Source organism: Porticoccus sp. Uisw_050_02 (assembly GCF_047729555.1).
Classification (GTDB): domain Bacteria; phylum Pseudomonadota; class Gammaproteobacteria; order Pseudomonadales; family Porticoccaceae; genus Porticoccus.
In genome coordinates this window covers 59235-73149 of sequence record NZ_CP159825.1, presented here as the reverse complement: position 1 = coordinate 73149, position 13915 = coordinate 59235, and the positions used below count along the sequence as shown (strand labels likewise).

Sequence of the window (13915 nt, the reverse complement as noted above, 5' to 3'; positions counted from 1 at the left end):
ATCTATCTTGGGTAAAATTCAATGACTTCTTATAACCAACCCATCTAACCATGAAGCTAGTAATAGCGACAATCAATATAGATATTAACGACTAAAAAGTCCTGAAACTTCAGCCTTGTTAAGCGCTTGCTCCACATAATTTCTGACAGATTGAGCATCTGGCATTAAGGATACATCTTCAAGCAACTGCTTCGCCTCCACTAAGCTCACTTGACGTAACATAGCTTTGACTTTTAATAGGCTGGTGGCGCTCATAGAAAGCACACTGAAGCCTGCAGCCATCAACAGTATGGCCCCAATTGGGTCACCTGCCATCTCTCCACAAACGCTAATGGGAGTACACTCATCCTTTGCTCCACTGGCAATAACCCTAAGCGCTCTCAAGACAGCGGGGTGACAAAAATCATACAGATCGGCAACTCTTGAGTTATTTCGATCAACTGCTAATAGATATTGAGTTAGATCATTAGTGCCAACAGAGAGAAAATCAACTTTACGGGCAAACTCATGAATTTGGTAAACTGCTGCTGGCACCTCAATCATTATGCCTACATGAGGCCTTTGAATCTCATATCCCTCCTCTTGTGTAAGCTCGTTATAAACTTGATTAATTAGCACCAAGGCGCTGTCTAACTCAGTCATGCTGGCTATCATAGGCAACAATATACTGAGATTGTTTAGCCCCAGGCTAGCCTTCATCATGGCTCTAAGTTGCACCAAAAAAATTTCGGGGTGATCAAGACAGACTCTGATGCCTCGCCAACCAAGAAATGGATTTTCCTCTTCAATGGGGAAATAAGATAAATCCTTATCGCCCCCAATATCTAAAGTCCTCATAGTGACGGGCCTGGGGGAGAACATCTCTAATTGCTCACGATAGGATTTACGCTGCTCTTCTTCAGACGGAAAGCGGTCCAGCATTAGGAATGGGATTTCACTTCGATAAAGTCCTACACCCTCAGCACCTCGATCGAGCGACAACATTGAATCAATGCGCAAGCCGGTATTTACCCATAAAGAAACTTTATGTCCATCAGAGGTTTCGCAGGGTTGATCTAAAAATTTTTCAAGATCGGCCGCTAATAGTTTTTCTTCAAGGACTTGGCTCTCATAGGTTTTACGCAATGAAGTATTTGGGTAAACAATAACATGTCCATTGTGACCATCAACTATAACCTCTTCACCGTCCAAGTTACCCCAAGGCAGATCGATCGCGCCCATAACCGTAGGAATACCGATAGCTCGACCAAGAATTGCCAAATGCGAATTACGGGAGCCTTTAACAGAGGCGATAGCAACAATTTTTTCTAGCGGAACACTAGCAAAAGAAGCAGCTGATAGATCCTCACCTACGAGGACAATATTATCCGGAAATACTGTACGTTTAGTTTCAGTCTCTTGAAGATAACTTAGTACCCTTCTCCCCAGATCTTCTAGATCAGAAGCCCTCTCTCGTAAGTACGAATCGGTCATACTTTTAAACATATTAATGTGACTTAATATAACTTGAGTCCATGCACTTTGTGCACTAAGACCATCTTCGTTAATAAGTACAATAACTTCTCCACCCAAAGCCTGATCATCTAGCATACATACGTAGGCATCGAACAGGGCTCGCTCTTGATCGCTTAATATTCCCACCATACTTTTATCTAGGGCACGCATATCACTTTTAACCAGACTCATCGCCTTTCGAAATAAAATAAGCTCTGTGTCAACATCTATCGCTTGTCTTGAAGGAGTAGCCTGTAAGGCAGTATGAGAATGCATTGCTATCACAGTGCCTATAGCAATTCCTGGGGCGCTTGCTACACCAGAATAAATACGCTCATTGGTGGGTGTATCTTGAGGATTAAGCGTTCGATTCAGCTCACCTGTAGCATTAGCATGAGCAATAACGCCAGACAGCTGGGCGGCAATTGTCACAAGAAAAGACTCTTCGCTCTCATCATAGCGACGAGTCTGCTTATCCTGTACGACCAGCACACCAAGAACTACTCGCTGGTGAATAATTGGTGAGCCTAAAAAGGAGTGGAATAACTGTTCATCTGTTTCGGGGAAAAAGGCAAATCTAGGATGCACAGAAGCTTCTTCAAGATTAATTGGCTCTGCGCGCGAAGCTACCAAACCAACAAGTCCTTTGCCAGAAGGTAAGCAAACTGAACCAACAGCATCTAGATTAAGGCCATCACTTGCCATAAGGACATAGTTATCGTCCTTTTTGTTATAAAGATACACAGAGCACACTGATGTATCCATAGTGTTCTTAACTTGGTGTACAATGACATTGAGAACTTCATCAAAGTTTTTAGCTGAATTAGCTTCTTGTACAATTTTTCGTAGTGATTCGAGAATAGACATATTTACCTTATCACCCTCGGGTAAGATTCAGCCTTTTTTTCAAGATTGCACTGTAGTGGTGAAAATTCTTTCAGTACTTTGCGATAAACATTCCTTTTAAACTCGACAATTTGATTAACAGGGTACCAGTAATTTACCCAAGCCCACTTATCAAACTCAGGATGTGGGGTCTGATCCAAAGATATCTTTTTTTCGTTGCTTAAGAGCTGAAGTAGGAACCATTTTTGTTTTTGTCCAACAAAATAGGGGTTTGAATTCTTTCGCTGCATACTCTGAGGCAGACGATAGCGGAGCCACTCTTTAGTGCAAGCAAGAATATCGACATCCTGAGACTCAAGACCAACTTCCTCAAAGAGCTCGCGATAAAGTGCAGTTTCTAAAGACTCCTCAGCATCAATGCCGCCCTGAGGAAACTGCCAAGCATCCTGACCAATACGCTTAGCCCAAAGCAACTTGCCCATACCATCAGAAACTATAATGCCAACATTTGGACGAAATCCGTCTTTATCAACCACAATAATGCTCTCAACCAGAAATATTTCGAACATACAGAATTCTAAATAGCTGGTTTTTTGATTAGTTAAACATCTCTATAACTACATAATTTACATGAAATATCATATTGAGGACAGTTCTATCTTTCGTTAAACTATACTGCGCATACTAACTTCATGGACCCTATCATGCCCTTAGCCTTGTTTGACTTAGACAACACTCTTATTGCCGGTGACAGCGATTACAGCTGGGGGGAGTTCTTAACAACAAAAAAAATTGTAGATTCCGCTTACTTTAAAAGTAAAAATGATCAATTTTACACAGACTATCAGGCTGGGAAATTAGACATCTTAGCGTATCTGAAGTTTTCACTAGCTCCATTATCTGGCCTAGCTCGTTCCGAGCTCGATGCTCTACATAAAGAATTTATGAAAAAAATCATTGAACCCATGTGGCTTCATAAAGCGGAAGCATTATTAACAACACACCGAGACAAAGAAGATACATTAATGGTGGTGACCTCAACAAATCGATTTATTGTAGCGCCTATATGTAAAAAATTAGGTATTAAGCATTTAATTGCTACTGAGCTTGAAGAATCTGACAACAAATTTACCGGCCAAGTATCCGGAATACCAAGTTTTCAAAAAGGTAAAGTTAAGCGCCTAAACAACTGGCTCAAGACATCGAACCTTAGTCTTGAAGGGAGCAGCTTCTATAGTGATTCGATTAATGACTTGCCTCTACTAGAGGTTGTAAGTCATCCTGTAGCAGTAGATCCTTGCCCTAAGCTAAAAGAAGAGGCCACTCGTCGTGGCTGGAAAACCATCAGTTTACGAGACTGACCTTAAACTAAAAATTAATAAATTACAGAGCGAGCAATTAAGGGCATTCTATATCGTGACTAACTATTCTGCTCATAACTCCAAAATACAAGATTCATGTTTTAGCTTGTTGCTAAATAAAGCCAACGATGTCTCTGGCTCTCGACTAATTATTGCCGATGAGAACGTAAGAGGCTCCAATTTACCATTTCTGTCTTGCAGTCAAACAACTGTTGTAACCAATCGCTATGATATTTTCGAGCACGCAAAATCCCTAAAAATTAACATTTTTTTCAGTGATTTTGATTTTTCAGATTTTCCTGATAATAGTTTTAGCCAAGTGCTATTTCGTGTATCCAAAGAAAAAGCCTTGACTCACTATATTATTAAAAGTGCTTATCGATTGCTTGCGGATAATGGCGAACTGCTAATGAGCGGAGAGAAAAGTGATGGTATTAAAACCTATGGCGAAAAAGCAGCACAATATTTTGGGGCATCAACACAAATAAACAAAAATGGTATGGTTTATCTATCAATCACTCAACGGCGAGAGGCTGAAAAAAATCAACTCGCAAAGCTAGCAATTGAAGACAAAGGCTATGCCCATCTGACGAAATGTATCCCTTTCTCCGGCCAAATGCTGACTAGCAAACCAGGCTTGTTTGGGTGGGAGAAAATAGACGAAGGTAGCGCTTTTTTAGGCGATTTTTTTCCAGAATTTCTAAGTTTTTTTAATAAAGAGCCAGCCAATATTTTGGATCTTGGTTGCGGCTATGGTTATCTTTCAATAAGAGCCAGCCAGCACACTAAGGCGAAAATTGTCGCTACCGATAATAATGCTGCTGCAATAATAGCTTGTTCAAAAAATTTTTCTGCGCTATCACTTAATGGTGAAGTAGTGGCTAGCAATTGCGCCGACAACATTGGTCAATTATTTGATGCGATAATATGTAACCCGCCGTTCCATAAAGGCTTTACAACTGACAGCGAACTTACTCGGCAATTTGTTGCTAACAGCTATAAGCGCCTAAAGCCAAGAGGAATGGCGCTGTTCGTCGTTAATAGATTTGTTCCATTAGAAAATTATGCTGAAAAATTTTTTAAAATAAAACTAGTGGCTGAAACTAAAAGTTTCAAATTGATACTACTTATAAAATAACGACGCTAATCGCATAGCAAATTTATTGCTAACTTCCTCGTATTCTCAAAAAATTTTGCGTTCATCACGCCGCACAGCATAGATTATTCTTGAATAATTTTTGCACGAACCAAAATCAAGAATTGGTTTAAACTTTCCTTTATTGGTTTGTTGCCAGATGCTAGCGGTAACCCCTTCGAGACTACTTGTTCCGCAAGAGAAAACTGCCCTAAAGAAAAATAATTTGATGCCATGACGAGATAAATTTCAGCTTCTGAATGGTTAATGCGCATTGCTCTTTCTGCTACGGCATTAGATCGATCATGCTGTCTTTCACGATTGTATCGCCAAGCATCCTCAAGCAATTTGATCACTGCGTCCTTTGATACAGAATCTGTGATAGGGCTACTTGGAGTAATGGCCTGACCTGATGAGGGAAGCCTGCCTCCCGATGGCGTGACTGGAGTGCATGCTGCCGCTAAGAAAAAGCTAAGCGTGAAAATAACTGCATACTGCAACCCAGTCTTCATACTTCTTATCATCCAGCAGTCAATAAATAAGGTCTTACCAATCGAGATTTCGACTAAACCAGCCTAAAACACCTGTATCATTTTTCGACGCACAGCTTTCTCTTTTATCTGGCTCGCTACCCGCGATGAATGGCAGATATCTTGGTTTATGGCAGCCATTCTGGTTCGAGCTGACCCAATAATAATTTACACCATCAGGTTTTTGAAAAACCAAAGATCGATTTTCAAGCTCAACCATGATGTCTATCCAGAGTCTTAGTGCACCAGAACCTCCGGTAAGAGGAGTTTTTCCATTATCATCCCGACCCATCCATACCACACTTAAATAATTGCCACTAAACCCAGCAAACCAGCTATCTCTCTGATCGTTAGTCGTGCCAGTTTTTCCGGCCAACAGTAGCTCTTCTGGTAATCTTTGGTAGGCACTTTTTCCGGTGCCTTCTCGTAAAACTACCTGAAGTCCGTAACTAATTAAGTGCATAACCCTGTTGTCAAATCGCTGTTCGGCCTCAAAATGATACCTCTTCAGTGGAATATTTTCAGCGGTAAATACACTGCTAATTGCACGAAGTGGTGAATAAAACCCGTTTGCTGCAATCGTATGATACATTTGCGCCAGCTCTATCGGTGACATTTCAATTGACCCCAACAGCAAAGAAGGAAGCCTCGGCAATGGTCTCGAATACCCCAGTCTTTTAATGCTATCTATGACTGCAGGCAAACCAACATTCATACCAAGTCTAGCTGTAGCTTGATTATAAGAATACCCCAATCCTTCATATAAAGGTATCAGGCCATGGCTTTTCCTCCCAAAATTACGTGGCTGCCAAATATCGCCATTTTCTGTACTCACAGAAATTGAGGTGTCTTCAATTTTGCTGTTTAAGGTATAAGATTCAGGATTTTCTAGGGCTGCCAAATACACTGCAGGCTTAATAGTTGATCCCACGGGACGTCTTGCATCCAGGGCGCGATTAAAGCCATCAAAGCCTGGCTTCCTGTCTCCTGAAACAGCTACCACTTCCCCTGAGCCTACACGCGCAATCACAGAAGCACTTTGTAATTTCCCTATTTCAATACCATAACCTGATTCTAAGTTTTCAATCCGTTTTGCGATCTTGTCTTCAACTTTACGCTGGATCTGAGGATCAAAATTGGTAAATATTCGAAGTCCGGCTGTTTGTAGATCTGATTGTTTATACGTCTGACGCAACTGGCGTTTTACTAGAGTTAAATAAGACGGATACTTCAAGTGACTCCGACCAGATATAGGGGAGATAATCGCCAGTGGTTTTGCTTTAGCTGTCGTTGCATCGACTCTACTTATGACACCCGCCAAGTTCATTACATCGAGAACTAGGTTTCGTCTATTTAAAGCACGCTTAGGATGGCGCCAAGGATTATAAAACGACGCCCCCTTAACAAGGCCAGCAAGTAAAGCCGTCTGGTGTAACTGCAGCTCTTGAACCGGCTGATTAAAGTAATGGTTGCTTGCCATTTCAAAGCCATGAATAGCCCTGTCTCCAGACTGACCTAAGTACACTTCATTGATGTATGTCTCAAGAATTTCTTGCTTAGTGAAATGGATTTCCAGCAATACTGCCATTATTGCTTCTAGTGCTTTCCGAGATAACGTTCGTCTTTCGTTAAGGTAAAAATTTTTAACAAGCTGCTGTGTAATAGTGCTTCCACCTTGGACGATTTTTCCCTCTGTCATATTGGCAAGAAAAGCGCGCGTTATTCCTCTAAAAGAAACTCCCTGATGTCGATAAAAATCCTGGTCTTCTATTGCAACTAATGCTGCTGCTAATGTCGGAGGAACCTTGTCAAGCTTCACCAACTGACGATCTTCTTTGCGGGATGGATAAATACCCCCTATCATCATAGGCTCTAATCTTGTTATCGCTATAACTCTACCATGACTGTCTTTTAGACCAGATATCTTGTCTCCAGAAAATATGGCTATCATCAATTTGGAGGGTTCTCTTTCATCCCAAAACTCAAAACCACGAGAGAAAAATTCCACCGACTGCTCAGATACACTAAATTGACCTGGGGCTTTAGCTGCATCAACCTTCTTATAACCAAGCTCTTTGAGCTCCCACTCAAGCAACTGTCGACTCAAAGACAGCCCCTGATATAACTCTAAGGGTCGGCTGTATACATGGGACGGCAGTGACCACTTTTTACCGACAAACTTTTTATAGACAAACACATCCACTATTACCAAAAATATAGTGGTGGCGACAAGAATAAAAATAATCATTCGCCAAATCCAAGCCAAGCGAGAATTATCTTTATTGCTTATGTTACTTTTGCTTCGGCCTTTCTTTGCTATTCCTTGAACCAAAGATATCCCTCTGTACTTAAAAACACACTTTTCAAAAACTCGCACTAGTCAGCAAATGGGTGTCAAAAACTGCTGGTTTAGAAACAGCAGGCCTTTATTTGCAATTAGGGCTTTCACTGTTAGCCTGCAAGACAGATAATGCTACTCTATTCTATAACAACAAATATTCTACACACATGTCCAAATACAATGTTTATGGCATCGGCGCAGCGCTGGTGGACACTGAAATACAAGTCACTGACTCAGACTTAAAGCATCTAGAGGTAGGAAAAGGCTTAATGACTCTTGTGGATGAAGATCGTCAGCAAGAAATTATACATCATTTGCAAGACCAACTGTCCACTTCTAAGCGCGCTAGTGGCGGATCAGCAGCCAACACTATTATTGCACTCAGCGCTTTTGGCGGAAAAGCCTTTTATTCCTGTAGGGTAGCTAATGATGCGGATGGAGAATTCTATCTTCATGATTTAGACAATGCCGGTGTTAAATTTAACTCCAATAGCGCCTTAACGGAGGGCCTTACAGGAAAATGCCTGGTCTTGATTACTCCGGATGCTGAGCGCTCCATGAATACATACCTCGGTGTAAGTGAAACTTTTTCGATTGAGAATCTTGATGCAGAAGCAATTAGGCAATCTGAATACTTGTACATTGAAGGCTATCTCGTCTCATCAGATACTGGGCGCAAAGCAGCTATTCGAGCTCGAGAAATTGCAGAAAAGTGTGGTATCAAAATTGCGCTCACCTTATCAGATCCAGCAATGGTAACTTTCTTTAAGTCTGGACTAAAAGAAATGCTCGGTAAAAAAATAGACCTTCTTTTTTGCAATGAGGCGGAGGCCGTCAGCTGGACAGAAGGTAGTGACCTAGAGTGCGCCTTAGAACTGCTTAAGCAATCTGCAGTGGCCTATGTTCTAACTATGGGGGATAAGGGGGCAATAGTATTCGATGGTGAAAATCAACACTTAATTGAGGCTCACCCCGCAATCGCTATCAATACAAACGGAGCAGGAGACATATTCGCCGGTGCTTTTTTGTATGGTATTACACATGGGTATGGCTACAAAAAATCTGGAAATTTTGCCGCCTTGGCAGCAGCGCATGTAGTCAGCCAGGCTGGGCCTAGACTAAACCCAGAGCAATACCCCAAAATATTAGCTTCGCTATAAAATTTAGGGCCTTAAACTCAGACTTTTGATCGAAAGCTATAATAAAGTAGTGTCAACTGCCATGCTTAATGCTGATGTTTATTGTGAAAAATACTTCTTACTTTTGCATCAAAAGGTAATTCTGGGCACCTATCAAAAATAAGAGTGACTCTATGCTGCTCATCTTCGTCTAGTTCACGCTTTAATCCAAATAACATTAAATGGTAACCACCGGGTTCGAAAGACACCTTCTTTCCAGGGGCTAACTCCACCCCCTCAACAGGTCGCATAGACATAACCCCATTCTGATAAAAATGCTTATGAATTTCGACTCTGTCAGCAATGTCTGTAGACGCACCTATTACTCGACATGCCCTATCTGTAAAATTCTGTAGTATCATGAATGCAGCTGTTACCTTTTGTCCTGGGGGCATTTTGCGAATATACCCATCGCTAACTGCTAGCTGACCGACTCCATCATGAGCACTATAGTCTCCATGTGAGTGAGCATGGTGACCACCCATATCATCTTGTTTAGACGCGTTTATCGCCTGGGAAGACGTAGCTAACACTACTATTAAGAAAATACCCAAATATCTACCCGAAAAAAAAATTTTCATTACTTTTTAAAAGCCCTTAAAATACGAATTTGTCTAAAAAAACAAGTAAACCGTAACTGGGAATTGTAGAATATATTATCAAGTTCTTTTTTTGAGCCCGAACCAATTTTAATGAGCGGTCAGATGATAAAAAAAATTCTACACTTTTTGTTCTTTTGCTTGCTGCTTGCGACAAATGCTGCGATCGCCAATTTTGAAGAAAACATCGCTACTGGCCAGGCAAAATATAGCCAATCCTCTATCGTTCAAAATACTAATTTTTTGCCTGTGGAAAAGGCCTTCCAGCTCACCGCAGAAACTCAAGACAAGCATCTTATTCTAAACTGGTATATAGCCTCAGGCTACTATCTTTATCGAGATCGTTTTAATTTTTTTAGTTTGGACCATAGGCCGCTGAATATCAGGCCACATTATGAAGCTGGGCAGTCTATTTACGATGACTACTATGAGAAAAATCTGGAAGTGTACTATCATCAAACCAGAATTCTTATTCCCCTAAAAGATCTTCCACAAAAAATTGTCATTGAATCACAAGGGTGTGCTGATGCTGGACTCTGTTACCCCCCCAGACGCCAAACCATCTTTCTAGATAGTGATAAACCGGCACCCCTGATTACAGAAGCAGCTCAGCAAAAATTTTCAACTAGCAATGAAGTAGCGCAGGATCGGTTGAGTGCTCTGCCCCTTATGCTGATGCTGGCCTTTTTGGGCGGACTAATCCTTAATCTTATGCCCTGCGTATTTCCAATTCTTTCCATTAAAGCAATGAGCTTGTCCAGTCTAAGCACGAACCCTAACGGCAAATATTTACATGGATTGGCCTACACTGCAGGCATCATAATAAGCTTTATAGCTATTGGAGCGCTTCTGATAATTTTGCGTAGTGCAGGCGCAGGTATAGGCTGGGGGTTTCAGTTGCAATCCCCAGTTTTTATTGGACTCCTAATCTATTTATTTGTGCTCATGGGTCTCAATTTTTCTGGGTGGCTAACACTAGGAAGCGCGCCAATGAGTTGGGGTCAAAAAACAACCGAAGGGAACAATCTAATTTCTTCATTTATGACTGGGTTGCTTGCTACATTGGTCGCCAGCCCATGCACTGCGCCTTTCATGGGTACTGCTTTAGGCTTTGCGCTAACACAGCCGATCTGGACTGCACTAAGCACCTTTATTTTTTTAGGTCTCGGTATGGCTTTTCCCATACTTCTTATCACCTGCCTGCCTAGCCTATCCAAAAAACTTCCTAGACCTGGAGCATGGATGGATCACTTTAAACAATTTCTAGCATTTCCATTATATTTAACATCCGTCTGGTTGCTTTGGGTTCTTGGCAGGCAAACTAACAGCGACACACTGTCTGCAGTGGTGTGTGGCGTTGTTCTTATGTTGTTTGCAATTTGGCTTTTGAAAATTTACAAGACCCGAATAATTGGTTTGGTGGCAATAGCGGCGTTTCTTTCCGCTTTTCTTTTGCTGTTTTGGGACAAGCAAGGCATGAACTCCCAGAATGACGCATGGAGGCCTTACTCAGCAGATGCATTGAACATGCTAATTAAAAATCAAAATGCAGTTTTTGTTAATTTGTCAGCAGACTGGTGCATCACCTGCCTGGTTAACGAAAAATTGGTACTAAACTCAAAAAGTTTTTTAGCTAGCCTAGAGTCCCAAAACGTTATCTACATGAGGGGGGATTGGACCAGCTATGATCCAGAAATTACCAAATTATTAAATAATCAAAATCGGAGTGGCGTTCCTCTATACCTATTTTATCCTTCAGGAGAAACTACCCCTATAATTCTGCCTCAAATATTAACTGTTAGCAGTGTAATTGATGCATTTTCAACGAAAATACGATAAAAATTGCACATATTTATAAAAATACTATAAAATTTCTGTGATTTTGCACCTATCTTCTTAAAACTATGGATAAAATGATTCAAATGGCAGTCAAATGATAGCTTAATTTTCTAAAAATCTGCAATTTTACGTAAGATTGTAGCGAAAAGAGCCAAAAATCTAAAAAATTGGACAGTTTATAAATTTTAATGCAGACTTGGGTCTCCTAAAAAGTACAGTCGGTGTATCAATATACTTCTTCAATAATTTTTGCAGGAAAATCATGGCTACTATACTAGTACTTCACGGCCCAAACTTAAATTTATTAGGGGCTCGAGAACCTGACCTCTACGGAAACCAAAATCTTGACACTATTAATCAAGGCCTTATGGACATTTGCAAAAAAAAGGATTGTGGGCTGTTGGCCTTTCAAAGCAATTCAGAGCATGCCCTGATAGAGCGCATACATACCGCAAAAGAAGAAGGCACGAAGTACATTATTTTTAATCCTGCGGCTTTTACCCATACTAGTATTGCACTCCGAGATGCACTACTGGCGATAGACATCCCTTTTATTGAAGTGCATTTATCTAATATACATGCACGTGAAGAATTTAGGCAATCATCCTATTTCTCTGATATCGCCAAAGGAGTAATTTGTGGCTTTGGTAGCCTTGGCTATGAATTAGCATTAAATGTGGCCCTGGTAGAACTAGGCCACCAACAATAACCCTCCCCCCCTATTTAGAGTGAGCACAGATGGATATTCGGAAAGTAAAAAAATTAATAGATTTGATAGAAGATTCGGACATTAATGAGCTAGAAATTAAAGAGGCTGAAGGGTCTATTCGCATAAGCCGTGGCGGTGCATTTGTTGCTTCACCGGTCAGTTTGACTGCACCCATTACGAGGCCTGTACCTACGGCTACAAAGATCTCACATAATGAAGAATCTGCAGCCACGACCATTGAGGGACATGTTGTGAAGTCTCCAATGGTTGGTACTTTTTATAGCTCATCAGCTCCAGGAGAGCAGGCCTTCGTTCAGGAAGGCCAGCATGTCAATATCGGTGATATATTGTGCATTATTGAAGCTATGAAGATGATGAATCAAATTGAAGCTGACAAAGCGGGGACTGTTGGAGCAATCATAGCCAAAGATGGTGAACCAGTGGAGTTTGACCAACCACTTATCTCTATAGTTTAAACCGCAAAGGACAGGAGCAACAGCTATGCTGGAAAAAGTGCTTATTGCCAATCGCGGTGAAATCGCGCTACGAATTCTTAGATCATGCAAAGAGCTAGGAATAAAAACTGTTGCAGTTCATTCAAAGGCTGACGCAAATCTTAAACATGTGTTGCTCGCCGATGAATCTATATGTATTGGCCCAAACTCCTCAACACATAGCTATCTGAATGTGCCAGCGATCATTAGCGCCATGGAGATCTCAAATGCCCAGGCAGTGCACCCCGGTTATGGATTTCTAGCTGAAAATGCTGATTTTGCTGAGCAGGTCGAAAAAAGTGGCTTTATTTTTATTGGACCGACTGCTTCGGTTATTCGCACAATGGGTGACAAAGTTGCCGCTATAAAGGCCATGGTAAAAGCGGGGGTCCCTACTGTACCAGGCTCAAACGGACCCCTAACTAATGATGTCGCTCGTAACAAAAAAATCGGAATTAAGGTCGGCTATCCGGTTATTATTAAAGCTGCTGCCGGGGGGGGCGGCAGAGGCATGCGTGTCGTTCATAGCGAAATCGAATTAATCAGCGCTATACAGTTGACCAAAGCAGAAGCACAATCTGCTTTTGGTGATGGCACCGTCTATATGGAGAAATTTTTAGAGAATCCACGCCATGTAGAAGTCCAAGTACTGGCCGATGGACAAGGCAATGCTATTCACCTAGGCGATCGAGACTGTTCCTTGCAACGCCGCCATCAAAAAGTTTTAGAGGAGGCCCCTGCACCAAATATTCCTGAGATTGCACGGAATAACGTTTTAAAGTCTTGTGTTGATGCCTGTCTAACAATTGGTTATCGAGGGGCTGGTACATTTGAGTTTCTGTATGAAGACGGGCAATTCTTTTTTATAGAAATGAACACACGGGTGCAAGTAGAACACCCTGTAACGGAAATGGTTACTGGTATAGATATTGTTAAGGAACAACTTTTGATTGCTGGAGGAGAAAAACTCAGTATAACTCAGCAGGACGTCAAAATTGTTGGACATGCTTTTGAATGCCGAATAAACGCTGAAGATTCCTCTACATTCATGCCTAGCCCCGGAAAAATTACCGCTTATCATGCTCCTGGAGGGAACGGAGTGAGGGTCGATTCGCATATATATGCGGGGTACACGGTACCCCCACACTATGATTCTCTCATAGGTAAGATAATTACTTTCGGCAAAGATCGAAGTTCTGCGCTCTTGCGAATGGCGAGCGCGCTAGACGAACTTCATATTGAGGGCATAAAAACCAACACCGAACTGCAGCGAGACCTGGTTTCTGATGCAGAGTTCCTCAAAGGAAGTGTTAATATCCATTATTTAGAGAAAAAACTAGCTCTTCAAGGCTAGTTTTTAAAATTAACACTAGTGCATCTGCCCTCCCT

Annotated in this window: 12 protein-coding genes; 7 read left to right on the top strand and 5 right to left on the bottom strand. The window is 41.5% G+C overall.

Going from position 1 to position 13915, the window contains the following annotated elements; translation table 11 throughout:
* Nucleotides 1-84 precede the first annotated feature (84 nt).
* Both ptsP and rppH read right to left on the bottom strand, forming a co-directional pair.
* Nucleotides 85-2355, bottom strand: coding sequence for a phosphoenolpyruvate--protein phosphotransferase (ptsP, locus tag ABXT41_RS00350; protein ID WP_415391486.1), 2271 nt, complete (start codon nucleotides 2353-2355; stop codon nucleotides 85-87).
* An 8-nt stretch (nucleotides 2356-2363) separates the two neighbouring features.
* Nucleotides 2364-2876 carry an RNA pyrophosphohydrolase gene (gene rppH / locus ABXT41_RS00345; protein ID WP_415391485.1) on the bottom strand — a complete coding sequence of 171 codons (513 nt, stop codon included), beginning with the start codon at nucleotides 2874-2876 and terminating at the stop codon, nucleotides 2364-2366.
* A gap of 156 nt (nucleotides 2877-3032) precedes the next feature.
* On the opposite strand from rppH, the gene ABXT41_RS00340 reads away from it, so the two are divergent.
* Nucleotides 3033-3701: an HAD family hydrolase gene (locus tag ABXT41_RS00340; RefSeq protein ID WP_415390854.1), complete on the top strand. Its 669-nt coding sequence runs from the start codon at nucleotides 3033-3035 to the stop codon at nucleotides 3699-3701.
* Nucleotides 3670-4839 (top strand): methyltransferase, encoded by a 1170-nt coding sequence (locus ABXT41_RS00335; protein WP_415390853.1) that lies wholly within the window; start codon nucleotides 3670-3672, stop codon nucleotides 4837-4839. Before ABXT41_RS00340 ends, ABXT41_RS00335 begins: the two co-directional genes overlap by 32 nt.
* An 83-nt stretch (nucleotides 4840-4922) precedes the next feature.
* Here the strand turns inward: ABXT41_RS00335 and ABXT41_RS00330 are convergent, their stop codons facing one another.
* Together ABXT41_RS00330 and mrcB are read right to left on the bottom strand one after the other, a co-directional pair.
* Entirely contained in the window at nucleotides 4923-5348 is a 426-nt protein-coding gene (locus ABXT41_RS00330; RefSeq protein WP_415390852.1) for a hypothetical protein, read from the bottom strand.
* Nucleotides 5349-5382: 34 nt separating this feature from the next.
* Complete coding sequence (gene mrcB / locus ABXT41_RS00325) at nucleotides 5383-7614, bottom strand: penicillin-binding protein 1B (RefSeq protein ID WP_415390851.1); 2232 nt, start codon at nucleotides 7612-7614, stop codon at nucleotides 5383-5385.
* 260 nt (nucleotides 7615-7874) lie between these two features.
* Between mrcB and ABXT41_RS00320 the strand changes: the two genes are divergently transcribed.
* Entirely contained in the window at nucleotides 7875-8867 is a 993-nt protein-coding gene (locus ABXT41_RS00320) for an adenosine kinase (RefSeq protein WP_415391484.1), read from the top strand.
* Nucleotides 8868-8932: 65 nt separating this feature from the next.
* On the opposite strand, the gene ABXT41_RS00315 is transcribed toward ABXT41_RS00320, so the two are convergent.
* On the bottom strand, nucleotides 8933-9466 hold the full coding sequence (locus ABXT41_RS00315) for a copper chaperone PCu(A)C (protein ID WP_415390850.1): 534 nt from the start codon (nucleotides 9464-9466) through the stop codon (nucleotides 8933-8935).
* A gap of 123 nt (nucleotides 9467-9589) precedes the next feature.
* On the opposite strand from ABXT41_RS00315, the gene ABXT41_RS00310 reads away from it, so the two are divergent.
* The 4 genes from ABXT41_RS00310 to accC all read left to right on the top strand — a co-directional run bounded on the left by ABXT41_RS00310 (nucleotide 9590) and on the right by accC (nucleotide 13880).
* The gene (locus tag ABXT41_RS00310; RefSeq protein WP_415390849.1) at nucleotides 9590-11323 is read left to right on the top strand and encodes a protein-disulfide reductase DsbD family protein; all 1734 of its coding nucleotides are present in this window, start codon (nucleotides 9590-9592) and stop codon (nucleotides 11321-11323) included.
* 262 nt (nucleotides 11324-11585) lie between these two features.
* A complete protein-coding gene (gene aroQ, locus ABXT41_RS00305; RefSeq protein ID WP_415390848.1) occupies nucleotides 11586-12032 on the top strand; it encodes a type II 3-dehydroquinate dehydratase in 447 nt (148 codons plus the stop codon).
* A 29-nt stretch (nucleotides 12033-12061) separates the two neighbouring features.
* A complete protein-coding gene (gene accB, locus ABXT41_RS00300; protein ID WP_415390847.1) occupies nucleotides 12062-12508 on the top strand; it encodes an acetyl-CoA carboxylase biotin carboxyl carrier protein in 447 nt (148 codons plus the stop codon).
* A 25-nt stretch (nucleotides 12509-12533) separates the two neighbouring features.
* The gene (gene accC, locus ABXT41_RS00295) at nucleotides 12534-13880 is read left to right on the top strand and encodes an acetyl-CoA carboxylase biotin carboxylase subunit (protein ID WP_415390846.1); all 1347 of its coding nucleotides are present in this window, start codon (nucleotides 12534-12536) and stop codon (nucleotides 13878-13880) included.
* Nucleotides 13881-13915 lie beyond the last annotated feature (35 nt).